The organism is Archangium gephyra (genome assembly GCF_042230915.1).
GTDB classification, from domain to species: domain Bacteria; phylum Myxococcota; class Myxococcia; order Myxococcales; family Myxococcaceae; genus Archangium; species Archangium gephyra_B.
This window is the reverse complement of the sequence record NZ_CP102578.1, coordinates 3,497,731-3,517,590: the sequence shown is the minus strand read 5'-3', so window position 1 is coordinate 3,517,590 and position 19,860 is coordinate 3,497,731. Positions and strand designations below refer to the sequence as shown.

The window sequence follows — 19,860 nt, the reverse complement described above, 5'->3', positions numbered from 1 at the left end:
GGGTGGATTACTCCTCGAGGATGAACTTGCGCGGGTTCTGCGGGATGCCGTTGACGCGCACTTCGTAGTGCAGGTGCGGACCCGTGGAGCGGCCCGTGTTGCCCACCGCCGCGATGAGCCCGCCCCGCTTCACCCGGTCTCCCGCCTTCACCAGGATCTTCGCCAGGTGGCCGTAGCGCGTCTTGATGCCGTAGCCGTGGTCGATGACGATCACGTTGCCGTAACCGCCCTCCAGCCCCGCGAACACCACCGTGCCATCCGACGGCGCGAAGACGTCCTTGCCGTGCGGCGCCGCGATGTCCATGCCCGCGTGCATCACCCGGTCCGCCGTATACGGATCCAACCGCGAACCGAAGTCGCTCGTCACCCAGCCGCGCGTCGGCCACAGCGACGGCGTGGAGGCCAGCAGCGACTTCTGGTCCTGGAAGTAGGCCTGCAGCTCGTGGAGGCTCTGCTCCTGCCGGGTGGCCTCGGCGCTCAGCCGGTCCAGCTTCCCCGTCAGCGCCTTGGGAGACTCCATGCTCGCCAGCTCGGTGAACGCCGTCTCCGCAGCCGGAGAACCCACCCCCGGCTCCTGCTCCACCGGACCCATGGCCAGGTTGCGTTGCGGATCCGACAACAGCGTGATGGCCCGCAGCTTCTGGTCGAACCGCTCCACCCGGTCCAGCGTGGAGCCGATGTGCTCGATGCGCTCGCGCACCGACTTCAACTGGCCGCGCAGCGTCAGGTTCTCCTCACGAAGAATCCGGTTCTCCGCCGCGTCCCGGGCCACCTGGAAGTAGTGGAGGGTGGCCCCCAGGGCCAATCCCGCCAGCAGCAGAAGCCCGCCCCCCACCTGGAGGAACAGCGACTTCTGCACGCGGTAGCGCTTGACCGGAGATTCGTGGTCCGGGACCACGATCAGGGTGTAGGACTTTTTCGCCAATGCCAGCTCCCTCTAGTGCGCCTCAGCGCTTCGGCGTGCGAACCCGGGGCCAGAATCTAGGTCCTGCCCGAGTGCGCTTCATCTCCCCCACGCCCCGACACCCGCCCATCCGTCATCCAGCGTGCCTCTCAGAGCACGGGAATCGTTTGGGCAGCTACCACCCGACCTCTCAGGGTGTCAAGTAAGGACACACGACACCCGACGTCCCACGTCCAGTCGCGTGGAACAATTCCAGGCGCCCACTCGGAGCGCCTGATGTTCAGGCCGAAACCTGAACGACGATGACGGTGATGTTGTCGTCGCCGCCCCGCTCGTTCGCCAGGTCGATGAGCCGCTTGGGAACGTCGGCGAGGGTGGCCGAGGCCTGCACGGCTTCGTGCAGCTCCCGGTCCTCGACCATGTTGGCGAGGCCGTCCGAGCACAGCAGGAAGACGTCTCCTGGCTCCGCCACTACCCCCATCACGTCCACCTGGACTTCTTCCTCGAAGCCCACCGAGCGCGTGATGATGTTCTTGTAGCGGGAGTGCTTGGCCTCTTCGGGGGTGATCATCCCGGCCTTGATCTGCTCGTTGACCAGCGAGTGGTCCTCGGAGATCTGCTGGATGAGGGGACCCCGGACGAGGTAGGCGCGGCTGTCGCCCACGTGCGCGAAGAACGCCTGGTTGTCGCGCACGACGAGCGAGATGACGGTGGTGCCCATTCCCGACAGGCGCGGATCCTCCTGCGCGGTGGTGAAGATGGCCAGACAGGCCCTCTCCACCGCCGTACGCAAGGCATCCGGCAGGAGCGCGTCCTGCAGGTTGGACGTGGTGACAAACGGGTTGTCCCGACCTTCACGGGCCCGTCTGAGCTCCTTGTCGATGGTCTCGACGGCGATGCGGGAGGCGGTACCGCCCCCAGCATGGCCGCCCATGCCATCCGCGACGACATAGAGCTGTAGCTCGTCGTCGATCAGGAAGCTGTCTTCATTGTGGTTGCGCTTACGCCCCACATCCGTGAGGCCGGCCGAGACGACCTTCATGCGGGGAGCCGCGGTCTGCCCTGCGGTTCTGGACACGGGCTGGATGCTATGTGAGGGACCTTATTGGAGCAAGGAGGCGTTGCACGTACGTGGCTACGCACTGCGGCGCAGCCTGCCCCGGGAGCCACCATCCGGGGCCTGCTCCCGCCGGGCCCGGGGGGGTCCGGACGCTCGGTTGGCCGAACGGACCAGGGCCTCGGCCGCCCCCAGCGCCTCGCGCGTCACCTCGACGCCGGACATCATCCGAGCCAGCTCCTGGGTGCGCTCGGCCCCCGCCTCCAGAGGGACAACCTCCGAGACGGTGCGCTCGCCCTTGAGCCCCTTGCGGATGAGCAGGTGGGCGTCCGCGTAGGCCGCCACCTGTGGCAGGTGGGTGATGGTCAGCACCTGACGGTGGCCGCTGACGTCCCGAATCATCCGCCCCACCACGTCCGCGATGGCGCCGCTCACCCCCGAGTCCGCCTCGTCCAGGATGTAGCAGCCGCACCCATCACTGTCCGCCAGTGCACGCTTGAGGGCCAACAGGAGGCGCGAGGCCTCGCCGCCGGAGGCCACCTTGGCCAGCTGGCGGGCGGGCTCGCCCGGGTTGGCGCTGAAGAAGAACTCCACGTCGTCCAGGCCCTCGGACTTGAGCTGGGTGCCGGGCGTCACCCGCACCTCGAAGGCGGCCTTGCCCAGCGCGAGCATGCCCAACCCCTCGCGCACCTGGGCGCCGAAGGACACGGCGCACGCGGTGCGCGCCCGGGACAGCGCCTCGCCACTGCGGCGCGCCCGCTCCTCCGCGGCCTTGCGCTCGCGGGCGAGCTGCTCCAGCACCTCCTGACGGTTGTCCAGGGTGGACAGCTCCGTCTCCAGCGTGTCGCGCTTCTGCAGCACGCCGTCCAGGGTGGTGGCGTGCTTGCGGCACAGCCGCTTGAGGGCGTCCAGGCGATCCTCCACCTCACCCAGCCGGGCCGGGTCGGACTCCAGTCCCTCCACGTACCGGCCGAGCCGGCGCTGCGCCTCCTCCAGCTCCGCGAGGGCCGACCCCAGCGCCTCCGCCACCGGGGCGAGCGTGGCGTCGCACTTCGCCGCCTCGGTCACCAGCCCCAGCGCGCGGCCCACCGTCTCCACGGCGCTCGACTCCTCGCCGGAGAGCAGCTGCTCCGCCTCGGCGCCCTGCCGCTTGAGCTTCTCCGAGCTGGCCAGCCGACGCCGCTCGGCATCCAGCCGCACGTCCTCGCCGGACTCCGGCTCCAGCCGGGAGATCTCATCCAGTTGGAAGCGCAGGAACTCGGCGCGCTCGCGCAGCCGGGACTCGTCCCCGCCCAGCGCCTCCATGCGCGACACCACCTCCGCCACGGCCGCGTAGTCGCGCCCATAGGCGGCGAGCTGCTCCTCGAGCCGCCCGTACCGGTCCAGCAGCACCCGGTGCAGCCCGGCGTCGAAGAGGCTCACGTGCTCGTGCTGGCCGGCGATGTCCACCGTGCCGCGCATGAAGCGCGCCAGCACGCCCACCGTCACCAGGGAACCATTGATGTAGGCCTTGGCCCGGCCATTGCGGCCCACCACCCGGCGCACCAGCACCTCGTCCCCGAGGTCCGGCACTCCCAGCTCCTCCATCCGGGTGGCCAGCACCGGCGTGCGCTCGAAGACGCCCTCCACCGAGGCCTCGTCGCAGCCCGAGCGGATGGCGTCTGCATCCGCCCGCCCGCCCAGCAGCAGCCCGAGGGCGTCCACCAGGATGGACTTGCCCGCTCCGGTTTCGCCCGTGAGCACGGTCAGGCCGGCCCCGAACGTCACCTCCACCTCCTCAATCACCGCCACATTCGAAATGCGCAAGCCCAGCAGCACGGTGCCCTCCTTCGCCATTCGGACCGTACCTGAACAACCTAGCAGTGGGCTCTGACACTGCACAAGCGTTCCGTCCCGTGGCTCGTGCGCCAGCTTGCATGCACGGAGGGTGATGTGAGGAGTCAGACTCTTTTGTAGCCCTCCCGGGTCACTCGCCCTGGAAGAGGTCGACGATGTCCGACTCGGTCAGCAGCTTGCCGAAGTCGCCATCCGCACTGAGCACGCCCGCGGCGAGATCCTTCTTGCGCTTCTGGAGGCTGAGAATCTTCTCCTCCACGGTGCCGCGGGTAATGAGCTTGTAGCTGATGACGGCGCGCGTCTGGCCGATGCGGTGGGTACGGTCCGTCGCCTGGTCCTCCACGGCCGGGTTCCACCACGGATCGTAGTGGATGACGTAGTCGGCCGCGGTGAGGTTGAGGCCGGTGCCGCCCGCCTTGAGGCTGATGAAGAAGAGCGGAGGCCCGTCCGGACGGTTGAACTCGTCCACCTTGCCCATGCGGTCCTTCGTCCGGCCGTCCAGGTAGAGGTAGCGCAGGCCCCGGCGGTCCGCCTCGCCCTTGAGCAGCTCCAGCATCTCGGTGAACTGGCTGAAGACGAGCGCGCGGTGGCCCTCGGCGACGAGGTCGTCCACGAGCTGGCCGAAGCGCTCCAGCTTCGCGCTGCTCGGCAGCAGCGTGCCCGGGGGCATCTTGAGCAGGCGCGGATCGCAGCACACCTGGCGCAAGCGCATGAGCGCCGCGAGGATGGAGACGCGGCTGCGCTTGAAGCCCATCTTCTCGATGGACTCGTTCACCTTGCGGCGGCTCTCCTCGAGCACCTCGCGGTAGAGGGCCGCCTGGCCGGGCTCCATCTCGCACCACGCCACGCTCTCCGTCTTGGGCGGCAGGTCCTTGGCCACCTCCGTCTTCAGACGGCGCATGATGAAGGGCTGAATCCGGCGGCGCAGGCGGTCGCGCACGTTGCTGTCGTTGGCCACCTGGATGGGCTGCTCGAAACGGTCGCTGAAGCCCTCCGCGCTGCCGAGGAAGCCCGGCATGAGGAAGTCGAAGAGGCTCCACAGCTCGCTGAGCCGGTTCTCCAGCGGCGTACCGGTGAGCGCGAGCCGCGTGTCGCTCGGCAGCGACTTGCACGCCTGCGCCGTGGCGCTGTCCGCGTTCTTGATGTTCTGCGCCTCGTCGAGGATGACGTAGCGGAAGCCCACCTCGCTGAGCGCCTCCAGGTCCCTCCGCACCAGCGCGTAGGAGGTGAGCACGAGGTCCGCGCCCTTGAGGTCCTCCACGCGCTCCTTGCGGTCCTGGCCGTGCCACACGATCGTCTTCAGGCCCGGGGTGAAGCGCTCGGCCTCGCGCTCCCAGTTGGCGAGCACGCTGGTGGGCGCCACCACGAGCGACGGCTTGCGGCCCTCCTCGTTGGCCACCTTCTGCAGCAAGCTCAAGGACTGGATCGTCTTTCCGAGACCCATGTCGTCCGCGAGGATGCCGGACAGGCCGTGCCGGTGGAGGAACCAGAGCCAGGACAGGCCCGCCTCCTGGTAGTGGCGCAGCGTGGCCTGAAGGCCCTCGGGCAGCCCCACCTTGGGCACGCCGTTGGTGTCGCGCAGCTCGGTCATCGCCTTGCGCGCCTTGGCCTCCACCTCGGTGTACTCGCCGAGCTCCACCAGCAGATCCAGCGCGACGGCCTGATGCAGCGGCAGACGCGTGCGGGTGCGGCCAGGCATGGCGCCGGCCTCTTCCAGAAGGTCCGCGGCACGCTTGATCTCCGCGAGGTCCGCCTCGGCGTAGGTGCCGTCCTTCAGGGGCACGAAGCGCCGGCCCGAGTCGAGCCACATGCGCACCGCGCCCAGGTCCACCGCCTGGTCGTCGGTGACGAACTCGGCATCCAGCTCGAACCAGCTCACCCCGCTCATGCCCACGCGGATGCGCGGACGCAGCTTCGGCCGCAGGCGCACCTTGGGGGCCTGCACCCCGTAGCGCTCCCAGTCCTCGGGCAGGCTCGCGAGCCCGCGCGCCCAGAACTCGATGGCGCCATCCCCGCTCGTCTCGTAGGCGTGGGTGTGGCTGTCGTAGCGCATGCCCAGCTCCTGCAGGCGCTTGCCCGCGGCGCGCTCCAGCTCCTCGCGGCGCCGGTACAGCTTGCGGCCGTCGGAGCCCACGCCACTGGCGTAGCCCAGGTGCGAGGCTGTGGGGGACACGGGCACGGTCGTCTGCCCGTAGCGCGCGGCGAGCTGCACCTTCACGCGCTCGGGCGTGCCCTCGAGCGTGAGGAGGAAGCGCGGCTCCACGGACTCGTCCACGTCGATGTCGTCCGCCTTGAGCGCCATCTGGAAGCGCGGCAGGTGGGCGGCGAAGAACGTGAGCACCCGATCCAACTGGCCCACCGGGAAGGCCATGGTGGGCTCCAGCATCCACTTGCGCACCAGGCGCGGCGGCAGATTCGGCTCCACCGGCGAGAGCGTCTGCCCCGTGATGATGTAGGTGCGCATGCCCGCCAGCAGGATGGCGTCCTTGAGGGACAGGCTCGTCCCATCCGGCATGAGCAGCTCGATGCGGGCGGTGGCTCCGTCCGGGCGGGACTCGAGGTGGATCTGCGGCCGCACCGGCTCGTCCGAGAAGAGCAGCGCGGTGCCGCGGTAGATGACGCGGCGCGGACGCAGGAACTCGAACATCTCGCACAGGTCCTCGTCGGAGAGGACGATGCGCGAGTCGTAGCGCTGCTCGTGCTTGGCCAGCAGGATGAAGACGCGCTCGTCGGCCGGGGCGATGCGGGTGCCGGCCTGGAGCATGCGCTTGATGTGCACGGGCCCCTTCATCTGCGCGTCCTGGCGGCGCACGTCCATCAGCCAGTGGCGCCCGCCGGGACCCGTGTTGGAGGGGGTGAGCCGGTAGAGGAACTCGTAGTCCGGCTGGGAGGAGAGGCCCAGCCAGCTCTCCACCTTGGCGAGCGCGGGCAGGCTCACCGCGTCCATCATCGGGGAGTCCGCCGAGGGGACGGGAGCCTCGAAGTCGGCGTCCGCCTCGCCGTCTGGCGAGGGCTCATCGGGACCAGCGTCGGGCACGGCGGCCACCGGAGCGGCGGCGGCAGCGGCAGCGGCCGAGGCCGCGGAGGCAGCGGCGGCCGAGGAGGCGATCATCGAGGCGCGCAGCCGCGCGGCGTAGACGAGCGCCGCGGCCACCACGTGCTCGCAATGCAGCCCGTCAGAGTTCCAGGACGGGCAGGTGCACTTGGAGGTGGGCTTGCCGTTGCCCACCTCGAGGGCGACGTCGTAGCGCTCCTGGGACGAGGCGGCGGCGGCCACCTGGGCACGGATGAGGTTGCCCTCCCGTTGCAGGCCGAAGACGCGGCGCGTCTCGGCCACTTCGCGGCCCTTCTTGAAGGTGGTGGGCTGAACTTCCGCCTTGAGGGCGCGCAGCCACTGGCCATCTGGCGGGAAGGAGGCTTCTCGGGTGTCGGCGGTGGAGGGCACGTTTGGCAAGTCCCTTCCCCCCCGGGTGCGAGGGGAATCCATTCGATTACCACAGACGGGGCAGCCTCCGTCGTGGGAAAAATGCAGGTCGATGACCGGGCGATGGTTGCTCGGTCATCCACCGCACGGCTCGCGGCTGTGCGAGCATCGGCGGTCGAAATGGAACGCCCCACACGCCCCCGAGTTTTCGTCACGCGACAACTTCCCGGCGACGCGCTGGCCCGGCTGGCCGCTCAGGTCTCACTCCGGGTGTGGGAAGAACAGCTGCCTCCCCCACGGGACGTGCTGCTCGCGGAGGCCCGGGAGGCGGACGGGCTCATCACCCTGCTGACCGACCGGGTGGACGAGCCCCTGCTCGACGGCGCCCACCGCCTGCGGGCCGTCAGCAACGTGGCGGTGGGGTACGACAATATCGACGTGGCGGCCTGTACCGCGCGGCGCATCCCAGTGGGGAATACGCCGGGGGTGCTCACGGAGACGACGGCGGACTTCGCCTTCGCCCTGATGATGGCGCTGGCGCGGCGGGTGGCCGAGGCGGACACCTATGTGCGGGCGGGCCGGTGGCGGACGTGGGAGCCCGGCCTGCTGCTGGGCACGGACGTGTACGGGGCGACCCTGGGCCTCGTGGGGCTGGGCGCCATCGGCGCGGCGATGGCCCGGCGGGCGCGCGGCTTCGGCATGCGGCTCCTCTACGTCAACCGCCGGGCCCGGCCGGACCTGGAGGCGGAGCTGGGGCTCACGCGCGTGGACAAGGCCACCCTGCTGGCCGAGTCGGACTTCGTCTCGCTGCACGTCCCGCTCAACGCCGGGACCCGGCACTGGCTGGGACGGGCGGAATTCGCGGCCATGAAGCCTGGGGCCCTGCTGGTGAACACGGCCCGGGGGCCCGTGGTGGACCAGGCCGCCCTGGTGGAGGCGCTGTCGGGCGGGCACCTGGGCGGCGCCGCGCTGGATGTGACGGACCCGGAGCCCCTGCCCTCCGACAGCCCGTTGCTCACCCTCCCCAACCTCCTGCTCGCCCCCCATATCGCGAGCGCCAGCCACGCCACCCGTGGACGCATGGCGTCCATGGCGGTGGATAATCTCCTCGCCGCGCTGCAAGGGCGGAAGCCCCCTCACTGCATCAACCCGGAGCTCTTCACATGAGCAACACCCCTCCCCTGTTCGTCCCCGGCCATGACTCCAACCTCATCGAGGACGTGAAGACGCGCATCCGAGACGTGCCGGACTTCCCGAAGCCGGGCATCCTCTTCAAGGACGTGACGCCGGTGCTGGCGGATCCGCACCTCTTCGGGCGGGTGGTGAACGCGATGGCGGCGCCCTTCCGGGGCCGTCACATCACCAAGGTGGTGGCGGTGGAGGCGCGCGGCTTCCTGCTGGGAGCGCCCATCGCCCTGGCGCTGCACACGGGCTTCGCTCCGGCGCGCAAGCCGGGAAAGCTGCCGTACAAGTCGGTGATGGAGCGCTACTCGCTGGAGTACGGCGAGGACGGGCTGCAGCTCCACGAGGACGCGGTGAGCCGCGGGGACCGGGTGCTCATCGTGGATGATCTGCTGGCCACCGGTGGCACGGCGTCGGCGGCGGCGCGCCTGGTGTCGAAGCTCGGCGGCGAGGTGGTGGGCTTCAGCTTCCTCATCTCGCTGGACTTCCTGCCCGGGCGCGAGCGGCTGGGCAGCGAGAAGGTCTGCGCGCTGCTCAACTACTGAGCCCCAGCGCCTGTCCCTGTAACAACCCCTCTCCTCCGGGAGAGGGACGGGGTCAGGGTCTCTCGCACCCCAGGTTGAACCCCGGAGTCCCGGTTGACGGCGCCCTTTCGCCGCCTTATAAGTTGGTCAACCAACCTAGAAATGGAGCCGCGGATGGCCCGCCCATCGAACACGGAGGAGCGCCGGCAGCAGATCGTCTCGGGACTGCTGCGCGTCATGGCCGAGCGCGGCTACGAGCGCGCGTCCATCGCGGAGATCGCGAAGGCGGCGGGGCTGAGCCCCGGGCTGGTGCACTACCACTTCACGGAGAAGCAGGAGATCCTCCTGACGCTGGTGGAGCAGCTCGCCGGGCGCGTGCGCGAGCGGGTGAAGGCGCGGCTGGAGCGGGTGAAGGGCGGAGCCCGGGCGCAGGTGGACGCCTTCCTCGATGCCTTCCTGGCCACGGGGGAGGACGCGGATCCGTCCTCGGTGGCCGCGTGGGTGACCATCAGCGCGGAGGCGGTGCGGCAGCCCGAGGTGCGCGCGGCCTACGAGAAGGTGGTGCGCGCGGACCTCGAGCACCTGGAGGAGCTGGTGGGCGCGGTCATCGGCCGCCGGCGGGCGCGGGCGGTGGCGGCGGGCCTTTTCGCGGCGGTGCAGGGCTACTTCGTCCTCTCGGCGGCGGCACCGGGCCTCACGCCCGCGGGCTCCGCGGCCGGCACGGTGAAGCGCATGGCCGCGGGGCTGCTCGACACGGTGGAATCCCCGGAGGGCACATGAAGACCTCGCTGACGACGCCCCAGAAGCTCGGGTTGCTCACGAGCCTCTACCTCTCGCAGGGCCTGCCCTTCGGCTTCTTCACCCAGACGCTGCCGGTGCTGCTGCGCACGCAGGGCATGTCGCTGCCGGACATCGGCCTGGCCAACCTGCTCGCCCTGCCCTGGGCGCTCAAGTTCCTCTGGGCCCCGCTCATGGACCGGTACGGCTCGGAGCGGCTGGGCCAGCGGCGCGGCTACATCCTCCCGCTGCAGTTCCTCTCGGCGGCACTGCTCCTGGGGCTCGCCGTCCCCCAGGGCGCCGTGAGCATCCCGGTGCTCCTGGTGGCCGTGCTGCTCGTCAACCTGCTCGCGGCCACGCAGGACGTGGCCACGGACGGGCTCGCCGTGGAGCTGCTCGAGCGCCACGAGCGCGGCTGGGGCAACGGCATCCAGGTGGCGGGCTACCGGGTGGGCATGGTGCTCGGCGGTGGGGTGATGCTCATGGTCATCGACACGCTGGGCTGGCGCGCCACCCTGCTGAGCATGGGCACCCTGCTGCTCGTGGCCTCGGTGCCGGTGGTGCTCTTCCGCGAGCCTCCTTCCGCCGCGCCCCGGCACGGCAACGCGAGCACGTGGCACTGGCTCCGAGAAACATGGCTGTACTGGAGCCGCCGCCCAGGCACGGGCGCGTGGTTCACCCTGCTCGTCCTCTTCAAGGCGGGCGAGCACCTGGCGACGGGCATGCTGCGCACCTTCCTCGTCGACTCGGGGCTGAATCTGACGCAGCTCGGATGGATGCTCGGCGTCGTGGGCTTCACCACCGGGCTCCTCGGCGCGCTCGTGGGCGGAGCGCTCGTCAACCGGCTGGGACACCGGCGTGCGCTGCTCGTCTTCGGCACCCTGCAGGCCGGAGCGGTGCTCCTCTATGCCCTGGCCGCGCGCGGCGCCTCCATTCCCCTGCTCACGCTCGTGTGCGGCGTGGAGCACCTGACGAGCGGCATGGCCACCGCGGCCCTCTTCACGGTGATGATGGAGCCCTGCCGCCCCGAGCACGCCGCTTCCGACTACACGGTGCAGGCCTCGCTCGTGGTGCTGGCCACCGGCGCCGCCGCGGCCGCCAGTGGCTTCAGCGCCCAGGCCTTCGGCTACGCGTGGCACTTCACGCTCTCGGCGGCCGTCTGCGCCCTGGCCGTCCTCTGGGTGGCCCTCACCTTCCATCCTCCCCGGACGCTCGTGTCCGGGGCCCAACCGGAGGTGTCGTGATGACCATCGCCGTCTATGCCGGCAGCTTCGATCCGGTGACCGCCGGCCACCTCTCCGTCGTCCGCCAGGCCGCGCGCCTCTTCGGCCATGTCGTGGTGGTGGTGGCCATCAACCCCGAGAAGCGCACCCTCTTCACCGTGGCCGAGCGCATGGAGCTGCTGCGCGAGGTGGTGGCGCTCCACCCCAACGTCACCGTGGCCAGCACCGAGGGACTCATCGTGGACTACGCGCGGGCCATCGGCGCCAGCGTGCTGCTGCGCGGGGTGCGCGGCGCCACGGATGCCCAGTTCGAGACGACGCTGGCCCAGGCCAACCGCGCGCTCGCCCCGGACCTCTCCACCCTCTTCCTCCCCGCCGAGTCCCACCTCGCCGAGGTGAGCAGCAGCCGCCTCAAGGAGAAGCTGGCGCGCGGCGAGGACGTTTCGGACTTCTGCCCGCCCGCCGTCGCGGCGAAGCTGCGCCTGCGGTTGTCCCCTTCCTCCCTCCGGAGCCCGTGATGAGCCTGTCCTTCGTCACCCTCGGCGTTGGCGATGCCTTCTCCGCGCTGCACTACTCCTCGTGCCTGGCGCTCGAAGCCGAGGGGCAGGTGCTCCTCATCGACTGCCCCCACCCCATCCGCAAGATGATGCGCGAGGCCAGCCTCTCCTCGGGCGTGGAATTGGACGCGGACCGCGTGTCGGGCCTCGTCCTCACCCACCTCCACGCGGACCACAGCTCGGGCGTCGAGGGGCTCGGCTACTTCTCCTTCTTCGTCCTCAAGCGGAAGCTGCAACTGCTCGCCCACCCGGACGTGACGCGCCGGCTCTGGGACGGCCACCTCGCCGCCGGCATGGAGGACCTCATCCGCAAGCCCGGCGGCGAGCCCCAGCGCCATGGCTTCGAGGACTACTTCGAGCCCCTCGCGCTCTCCACCGAGTCAGCCGTGCGCTTCGGGCCCTTCTCCATCGAGAGCCGCCTCACCTACCACCACGTGCCCACCACCGCCCTGCGTATCCGCGCTGGCGGGCGCTGCCTGGGCTACAGCGCGGACACCGCCTACGACGAGGGCCTCCTCTCCTGGCTCGCCGAGGCGGACCTCGTGGTGCACGAGACGAACTACGGCGTGCACACGCCCTACGAGAAGCTGGCCGCGCTGCCCGCCGCCTCGCGCGCGAAGATGCGGCTCATCCACTACCCGGATGATTTCGACCTCGACGCGAGCAACATCGAGCCGCTCGCGCAGGGGCGCCGCTACACCGTGTGAGCGAGCGAGCGGGCATGCTCCCCACCCCGCCTCCTCACTTGCAGTGAAGCGCCTCCGGGCCGCCGCCGCTTCCAGGGCGAGGAGGGAGACGGGCTTCGCCACACCGCGTCACGGGGGGGTCACGCGAAAGGATGCACACGCGCGCCGGACGTGGGACATTGAACACCCCGACGACCCCCCATGTTCTTCCCGTTCCGCTCGCCGCGCCCCCTCGCCACCCTCGTGGCCGCCCTGCTCCTCACCGCCGGTTGCGCCTCGCTGCCCGGGAGCGCGCCCACGTCCCCCACGGGCGCGGAGTCCAAGTCCGCCGAGAGCCCGGCCCCTGAGTCCGAGCAGGACGACGAGCCCACCGTCACGCTCACCCTGCTGCACGTCAACGACGTGTACCAGTTCACCCCGGTGGACTTCGGGGCCCACGGCGGACTGGGGCGGCTGTCCACGCTGCGCAAGCAGGTGCTCGCCGAGTCTCCCCACACGCTCTTCCTCATGGCCGGTGACACGCTGGGGCCCTCCGTGGAGTCCACATTCCACAAGGGCAAGCAGATGATCGACGCGTGGAACGCGCTCGGCCTGGACTTCGCGGTGCTCGGCAACCACGAGTTCGACTTCGGCCCCGACGTGCTGCGCGAGCGCATCCAGGAGTCCCGCTTCACCTGGCTGGGCGCCAACGTCATGGACAAGCAGACGAAGCGCACCTTCGCGGAGACCCCGCCCTTCGTCATTCGCGACGTGGGCGGCGTGAAGGTGGGCATCTTCGGCGTGCTGCTGGGCAAGACGAAGTACAGCTCCAAGCCCGGGCCGGACGTGTACTTCACCGACACCTGCGCCAAGGCGCGCGAGCTGGTGCCGCAGATGCGCAAGCAGGGCGCGCAGATCATCATCGGCCTCACCCACCTGTTCGTCGCCGAGGACAAGGTGCTCGCCCGCTGCGCCCCCATCGATCTCATCATCGGCGGCCACGAGCACGTGATGATGCAGGCGGTGTCCAACGGCACGCCCATCATCAAGATGTCCTCCGAGGCGCGCGAGCTGGGCCGTGTCACCCTGCACGTGGGCACCCAGAGCGGCAAGCTCAAGAGCATGGACTTCGACATGCTGCCGGTGACGCCCGAAGTGCCCGAGGACCCCGCCTTCGCCAGCGCCATGCGCGAGTACGACGCGATGATGGCCGATCTGTCCCAGCCCGTGGGCCGCACCCAGGTGCCCCTGGATGCCATGGAGGAGTCCAACCGCAACCGCGAGACGAACCTGGCCTCCTTCGTCGCGGACGCCTACCGCAAGGCCACCGGCGCGGACGCGGCGCTCATCAACGGCGGCTCCATCCGCTCCGACTCCGTGCTCCGGCCCGGCCCGCTCACCCGGCGCGACGTGCTCGCCATCCACCCCTACCCGGGCTCGGTGGTGAGCATCGAGGTGACGGGCGCGGTGTTGCTCCAGGCGCTCGAGCACGGCGTCAGCCGCAGCGCAGAGGAGACCGGCCCCGGCCGCTTCCCCCAGGTCTCCGGCATCCAGTACGCCTTCGACGTGTGCCGCCCCGTGGGTGACCGCGTCGTCCGCGTCACCGTGAATGGCGAGCCGCTGGATGCCCGGCGCACCTACTCGCTCGCCACCAACTCGTACATGTCCGGCGGCGGTGACGGGTACACCATGTTCAAGGGCGCCAGGTACCGCGTCTCGCCCGAGAAGGGCCGCACCACGCAGGACGTGCTGCGCGATGCCTTCGCCTCCGCCAACGCCATCTCCCCCGCCACCAGCGGCCGCATCGAGCGGCTGCGCGGCGGCGCCCGCGAGGTCGCGAAGAAGGACGACAAGGACGCCGTCGCCTGCCCGGGCACGGCGAGCGCGGCCCAGTAACGAACAGGAATTGAAATGAGTGACAGCCCCATGCGAGTCCTCAGCCTCGACGGAGGCCCAGGGCCTCTTGTGCTCATCCGTGTGCTCGCGAAGCTCGAAAAGCGCTATCCGGGCTTCCTCGCCAAGACGGAGATGTTCGCCGGCACCTCCAGTGGTGCGTTGATGAGCCTCTTCCTCGCCAAGAAGCTGAGCGAGGAGCAGCCCCTCCCGACCCAGAAGATCCTCGAGGAGTGCATCACGTACACCCAGGAGATTCTCGCGTCCTTCCAGATCAAAGCGGGGGGGGTGCTCCGCCTGGCGAGCGGGTTCGGACCCCTTGTCGACGGTGAGCAGTTCAGGGAGGTCCTCAAGAAGCATCTGGGTAAGGACACGACCCTCAAACAGCTCAAGCCGAAGGTCTCGATCCTGGCGTTCGATGCCTATCGCTCCGTGGGCAAGACCTTTACCTGGTCCCAATACCTACCCGGCGACCCAGCCAACCTCGTCAATGTGGCCCAGGCAAGTGCGTCCTTGCCCCTCTTCCTCCCCATCTATCGCGAGAAGCTCAAGTCCCACGCCAAGAAGAAGAATCCGGAGACGCACACCTCAATGCTCGACGGAGTCGCCACCAACAACAATCCCACCCTGGCGGCTCTCGGGGATACGCTCCTGCACATGTCGTGGGACCACTACGGCGGACGTGGCTGGGACCAAGCGACCAACTTCAGGATGATCCCGCGCCTGAAAATCCTCTCGCTCGGCATCGACCCGCTCCGCCAAAACGACGCCGGGGAACAACTGGAAGGGGCGGTGCTGAAGGACCGCATCGCCCCCTGGGGATATTGGAGATTGCTCGCCCGGCGGCTTCCCGAATTTCCCATCCGCCTCCTCCAAGGCCAGGCCGATTACACCCACCGCCACACGAAGACGATTCTCGGCGTTTTCAAGTACCAGCGGTTCCAGCCCTACGTCCCGCCCCTCGAGGCACTGTACGGTCTGCTCGCACTGCCGCCAGATGTTGCCCAGGGACTCAAGAAAACGCTGAAGCACCTTCCGGTCGCGCGGCGCCTCGCCACAGTGCCACTCACCCTCGACGAGATGAACGACTGGCTGGATCAGCGTGCGAATGAGATCTGGGCCAAAGAGTTGGAAAAGTACAAAGCGGTCGAGACGTTCCTCGGAATGAACGCCTCCGACCGGAAGCAGTACCTCCCGGACATGAAGAAAGTCGGGATCCCGGTCTACCCCGACGGCGCTCCGTCCGAACCCAACTTCAACGCGGAGTGGTGGGAGTCCCTTCTCTGGTGGGTGGAGGCCGTCTGGATGGCGGAAGCGGAGTGGCCACCGCCGCCTCCGCAACCACCGCTCAAAGCTCGTTCGGTTTTTGATCCGAGAGGTGTGTATCCCCCAGGGCCAGCGCCCACGGAAGAACCGGCCTGAGTGAGGGGCCCTCACCCCAAGGCCGCGACTCCGCCCGTCTACCCTGAGGTCTTCACCTGCACTCGCGACGGATGATGCGTCCCTGACGGACGCTCGCCCCGCCCATGTAGGTGGACGTGTGTTCCCAGGCGCCAAAAACCCACGGAAACAAGAAATTCGCTGTTTTCGATAATGTTTCGAACAGCCTTTTTGTCTCCCGGGACGTCGCACGCCCACGTCCCCAGCCTTGGAGAACCGCCCCATGCCTCCTGTGACCAATAATGGTGGAGCGTCCGCCGCCGCCGCAGCCGCCGCGGAAGCCCGCGCCCGTGCAGCAGCGGAAGCCGCCCGCAAGGCCGCGGAAGCCGCACAGAGGGCAGCGGAGGCCGCCCGGCAGCAGGCGGAGGCCGCGAGGAAGGCGGCCGAGGCCGCCAAGCAGCAGGCGGAGGCGGCCAAGCAGCAGGCCGCGGCGGCCCAGAAGGAGGTCGCGGCGGCCAAGGAGAACTTCTCCACGGAGAAGAAGGCCCTGGGCGACAAGCTCAAGGAGCTCAAGCCCAAGGCCAACGAGGCAGGCCAGAAGCCCAACCTCCAGGCCGACCAGAAGGCGCTCAAGGCCGCCCAGGACCAGAAGGCCAAGGTCGACGAGGCCCACAAGAAGCTCCAGGCTGCCGAGGCCAAACTCCAGGCCGCCGAGAAGAAGATCCAGGCCGCCGAGGAGAAGAGCGTCCTCGCCTCCAAGCAGGCCGAGACGCAGATGCACGCGGCCAACGAGGCCGCCAAGGCCGAGGGCCTCAAGCCCCCCTACTCCGACAAGGAGCTGCAGAAGAACCAGGTCAGCGCCCAGCAGGTGAAGGACGCCTTCGACGGCGCCTCCGCCCAGCGTCAGGCGGAGCTGAACAAGTCGCTGGGCGTCGACGGCACCCAGGACACCCAGGCCATCCAGAAGGAGCTCGGCGCCGACCGCGAGGTGGCCCGCCTCTCCGCCAAGCCCGAGACCAAGGCCGTGCTGGACCAGCTCGGCATCCGCGACGGCAAGGACCTCAACAAGCTGGCCAACCGGCTGGACTCCCAGGCCAACGCCCAGGGTGACCTCTCGAACGTTCCGCTCCTCGGCAACCTGCAGAACGCGGACCTGAAGGGCGTCAAGGACAAGCAGGCGCTCTCCGAGGTGCTCCAGGGCGCCGGCAACACGCTCGAGGGCAACAGCAAGGCGCTGCTCACCGACAAGAAGTTCGCCGACGCCGTCGCCAACGGCACCTCGCCGCACGAGGCCGCCAAGGCCCGCACGGACCTCAACGAGAACGAGAAGGCCGCCCAGGACGCCCAGTCGCGCAAGGGCCTGGAGCAGCTCGGCGTCTCCCAGCAGCAGTTCCAGGAGATGAAGCCCGAGCAGCAGAAGCAGTACCTGGACGCGGCCAAGGCCAGCGCGGAGAACAAGCCCGCGGACGTGCTGCGCGCCTTCGGCGACAACGTGCCCAAGGACGTCGCCAACCGCGTCTATGAGAACCCCGAGGTGAAAAAGGGGTTGGAGCAGCTCGGCCTGGACAAGGAGACGTTCCTCGAGTCCGGCAAGGGCATGGCCCACCTGACCGAGGCCTCGCTGGCCAAGGATCCCCAGGGCGCCATCGCCCAGCTCAACCAGGCCGCCCAGCAGAACCCCCAGCTGCGCGGCGTGGCCGCCGAGGCCATTGGCCGCAAGGCCGAGCAGCTGCCCGCGGGCCCCGAGCGCGAAATCCTCCAGAACCGCACGCTCGTGCGCGAGATGCTGGAGAAGCCCGACACCCAGAAGGCGCTCGACGGGCTGGCCAAGGGCGAGCTGTCCTCCATCGCCGACGTGCAGGACCCCAAGGTCCGCAACCAGCTGCTGGAGACGGCCGCGAAGGATCCGCACCTCAAGGCCACCCTGGATAAGGCCGGGCTCAAGCCCCAGGACCTGCAGAACCTGGGGGCGGGACAGGCCAACGTGCTCAAGGCGCTCGAGTCCTTCCAGGCGCCTACCGCCCTCGACAACATCCCCTTCATCGGCCAGCGGCCCGAGACGGATCCCACCAAGGCCCTGGAGCAGCTGCGCGACGCCGTCGCCGCGGACCCCAAGGCCAAGGCCGTCGCGGAGAAGCTGGGCGGCGCCGTCATCGACTCGGCGGCCACGGATCCTCGCTTCAAGGAGGGCCTGGACAAGCTCGGCATGGATCCCAAGGTGCTCAAGGCCAAGGGCCCCGCCGCCGCGGCGGACCTGCTCCAGGCCTCCGAGTCCGCCACCCGCGGTGACACCGCTGGCACCCTCACCGCCCTGCGCGAGGCGCACGCGACCGCCCCCAACGTCGCCACCGACGCCGTCACGAAGTTCGCCGGCACCCTGAAGTCCGAGGGCAAGGAAGGCGAGATCAAGACGCTGCTGGGCGACAAGAAGACCGCCGAGGCGCTGCTCTCCGACCCGAACAGCGCGGCCGCCTTCGACTCCATCGCCAAGGGCGACGTGGGCAAGGCCATCGATCAGCTCGGCCCCAACAAGGCGCTGCGCGATCAGGTGATCGACCAGGCCGCGAAGAACCCCGAGTTCAAGAAGGGCCTGGAGCAGTCCGGCGTCAGCGTGAAGCAGCTCAAGGACTACACCGGCCCGGCGGCGGGCAAGCTCTATGACGCCGTCACCGGCGCGGGCCGGGGCGACTTCGAGGGCTCGCTGCGCGCCTTCCGTGACGCGGCCCAGCAGGACCCGAAGGCGGTGGACCTGGCGACCCAGGGCGTCACCACCTTCGCCAACAAGAGCTTCCCCGGGACCGACGGGGCCAGCCAGGCGATGAAGTCGCTGCTGGGCGACAAGGCCACGGTCCAGCAACTGCTGACCAACCCCAAGCTCAACGACGCCTTCGACGCCCTGTCCAACAAGGACCTGCTCGAGGGCCTCAAGGACGCCAAGGGCAACCAGCAGGCCGTCAACTCCACGGTGGACGCGCTCACGCAGAACCCCGCGTTCAAGAAGGCGTTCGACGACCTGGGCCTGTCCGCCGACACGCTCAAGAAGAACCCCCAGGGGCTCGACAACTTCGTGGGCGCCGCGGTGAAGATGGTGGATGGCGACAAGCTGGGGGCGCTCGGCCACCTGCGTGACGCCATGGTGGACAACAAGGTCCCCTTCGAGCCCGTCATCAAGCAGTCCATCGACAAGCTCGCCGCGGGCATGGACGACAAGGGCAAGGAGGGCCTGGTCAAGACGCTGATCAGCGGCGATCCCAAGCAGACCGAGGCGCTCCTCAAGAACGGCGGGGCCTTCGACGCCATCGCCGAGGGCAACACGGCCGAGGGCGTGGCCCGGCTGCTCGCCGACGACAAGACGGCCCAGGCGGCCGCCGAGCGCATCTTCGAGCACGGCCCCACCGCGGAGATGCTGGGCAAGCTCGGCATCGACAGCCCCGAGAAGCTCATGCAGTACCGCGAGACGGCGGGGGAGCTCGTCTCCGCCGCGCAGAACCTCGCGGAGGGCAACATCGCCGAGGGCCTCAAGAACATCGGCAAGGCCGCGCTCGCGCTGCCCACCGAGGACCGCGCCAAGCTCATCGAGGGCCTGGGCAACGCGCTGCCGCTGCCCGCGAAGTACGAGGGCCTCTTCAAGGCCGCGGCGGGGCTCATCACGGACCCCGGCTTCATCGAGCACCTGGGCAAGGGCATCGAGGAGCTCGTCAAGAACCAGAACCCGGCGGCCTTCATCAGCGAGCTGTCCGAGGGCCTGGGCGCGGCGGCCGAGGGCAACCCGGACGCGGCCACCGCCTTCCTCAACGAGCTGCCCAAGGTGCTGCCGCAGGACAACCCGCTCGCCAAGTTCTTCAGCGACGAGACCCTCAACGGTCAGCTCGTGGAGACGGGCGCGCTCACCAGCGTGCTCAACGGCGTGGCGAAGTTCGCCGACGGTGACGTGCTCGGCGCCCTGAGCGAGATCGGCGGCGCGTTCGGCGATCTGCTCGGCGCGGGCGACGGCTTCCTCGGCCAGGACGTGGTGGGCAAGGAGGGCCTCGAGGCGGTGGGCCGGCTGTTCAAGCAGACCTACGGCGTGCTGCCCGAGAGCGTGCAGAACAAGGTCGAGGCGAAGGTCGCGGAGATCGGCGGCAAGGGGCTCATCGGCAGCATCCCCATCCTCGGCGACGCCATCAACATCGGGAGCAGCATCGGGCCCTTCGTGGACGCGCTCGGGGGCGACGACAATATCGAGAAGGTGCTCACCGGCGCCCAGCTCGCCCTGGACGTGGTGGGCGTGGTGCCCGGCGCGGACGCCTTCACCACCCCACTCAAGCAGGGCATCGGTATCGTCCAGACGGTGCGCGACGTCGCCCAGAGCGCCGAGACGATCAACGACTTCCGGGAGGCCTACATCTAAGGCGCCCGAAGCGGGATGAAGCACACCGCCCGCTCCACCGTCTCCCTC

The 19,860-nt window shown here is 69.4% G+C and carries 13 protein-coding genes; 9 read left to right on the top strand and 4 right to left on the bottom strand.

Annotation, left to right across the window (positions count from 1 at the left end):
* Positions 1-7: 7 nt before the first annotated feature.
* The 4 genes from NR798_RS14150 to NR798_RS14135 all read right to left on the bottom strand — a co-directional run bounded on the left by NR798_RS14150 (position 8) and on the right by NR798_RS14135 (position 7,242).
* The gene (locus NR798_RS14150) at positions 8-925 is read right to left on the bottom strand and encodes a M23 family metallopeptidase (protein ID WP_375771988.1); all 918 of its coding nucleotides are present in this window, start codon (positions 923-925) and stop codon (positions 8-10) included.
* Positions 926-1,184: 259 nt separating this feature from the next.
* The gene (locus NR798_RS14145) at positions 1,185-1,946 is read right to left on the bottom strand and encodes a Stp1/IreP family PP2C-type Ser/Thr phosphatase (protein WP_375771987.1); all 762 of its coding nucleotides are present in this window, start codon (positions 1,944-1,946) and stop codon (positions 1,185-1,187) included.
* 93 nt (positions 1,947-2,039) lie between these two features.
* Positions 2,040-3,779 carry a DNA repair protein RecN gene (recN, locus tag NR798_RS14140; RefSeq protein ID WP_375773763.1) on the bottom strand — a complete coding sequence of 580 codons (1,740 nt, stop codon included), beginning with the start codon at positions 3,777-3,779 and terminating at the stop codon, positions 2,040-2,042.
* A 148-nt stretch (positions 3,780-3,927) separates the two neighbouring features.
* Positions 3,928-7,242 (bottom strand): SNF2-related protein, encoded by a 3,315-nt coding sequence (locus NR798_RS14135; RefSeq protein ID WP_375773762.1) that lies wholly within the window; start codon positions 7,240-7,242, stop codon positions 3,928-3,930.
* A gap of 102 nt (positions 7,243-7,344) precedes the next feature.
* On the opposite strand from NR798_RS14135, the gene NR798_RS14130 reads away from it, so the two are divergent.
* The 9 genes from NR798_RS14130 (at position 7,345) to NR798_RS14090 (ending at position 19,812) form a co-directional block, all read left to right on the top strand.
* On the top strand, positions 7,345-8,388 hold the full coding sequence (locus NR798_RS14130; RefSeq protein ID WP_375771986.1) for a 2-hydroxyacid dehydrogenase: 1,044 nt from the start codon (positions 7,345-7,347) through the stop codon (positions 8,386-8,388).
* The gene (locus tag NR798_RS14125; RefSeq protein ID WP_375771985.1) at positions 8,385-8,948 is read left to right on the top strand and encodes an adenine phosphoribosyltransferase; all 564 of its coding nucleotides are present in this window, start codon (positions 8,385-8,387) and stop codon (positions 8,946-8,948) included. The genes NR798_RS14130 and NR798_RS14125 overlap by 4 nt, the downstream gene beginning before the upstream one ends.
* 153 nt (positions 8,949-9,101) lie before the next feature.
* On the top strand, positions 9,102-9,707 hold the full coding sequence (locus NR798_RS14120) for a TetR/AcrR family transcriptional regulator (protein ID WP_375771984.1): 606 nt from the start codon (positions 9,102-9,104) through the stop codon (positions 9,705-9,707).
* Complete coding sequence (locus tag NR798_RS14115; RefSeq protein WP_375771983.1) at positions 9,704-10,948, top strand: MFS transporter; 1,245 nt, start codon at positions 9,704-9,706, stop codon at positions 10,946-10,948. The genes NR798_RS14120 and NR798_RS14115 overlap by 4 nt, the downstream gene beginning before the upstream one ends.
* Positions 10,948-11,445, top strand: coding sequence for a pantetheine-phosphate adenylyltransferase (gene coaD, locus NR798_RS14110; protein ID WP_375771982.1), 498 nt, complete (start codon positions 10,948-10,950; stop codon positions 11,443-11,445). The genes NR798_RS14115 and coaD overlap by 1 nt, the downstream gene beginning before the upstream one ends.
* A complete protein-coding gene (locus NR798_RS14105; protein WP_375771981.1) occupies positions 11,445-12,191 on the top strand; it encodes an MBL fold metallo-hydrolase in 747 nt (248 codons plus the stop codon). Before coaD ends, NR798_RS14105 begins: the two co-directional genes overlap by 1 nt.
* A gap of 180 nt (positions 12,192-12,371) precedes the next feature.
* Positions 12,372-14,045, top strand: a complete 1,674-nt coding sequence (locus NR798_RS14100) for a bifunctional metallophosphatase/5'-nucleotidase (RefSeq protein ID WP_375771980.1) — start codon at positions 12,372-12,374, stop codon at positions 14,043-14,045.
* A 15-nt stretch (positions 14,046-14,060) separates the two neighbouring features.
* Complete coding sequence (locus tag NR798_RS14095; protein WP_375771979.1) at positions 14,061-15,464, top strand: patatin-like phospholipase family protein; 1,404 nt, start codon at positions 14,061-14,063, stop codon at positions 15,462-15,464.
* A gap of 241 nt (positions 15,465-15,705) precedes the next feature.
* Positions 15,706-19,812: a hypothetical protein gene (locus NR798_RS14090; RefSeq protein WP_375771978.1), complete on the top strand. Its 4,107-nt coding sequence runs from the start codon at positions 15,706-15,708 to the stop codon at positions 19,810-19,812.
* The last annotated feature ends 48 nt before the right edge of the window (positions 19,813-19,860 follow it).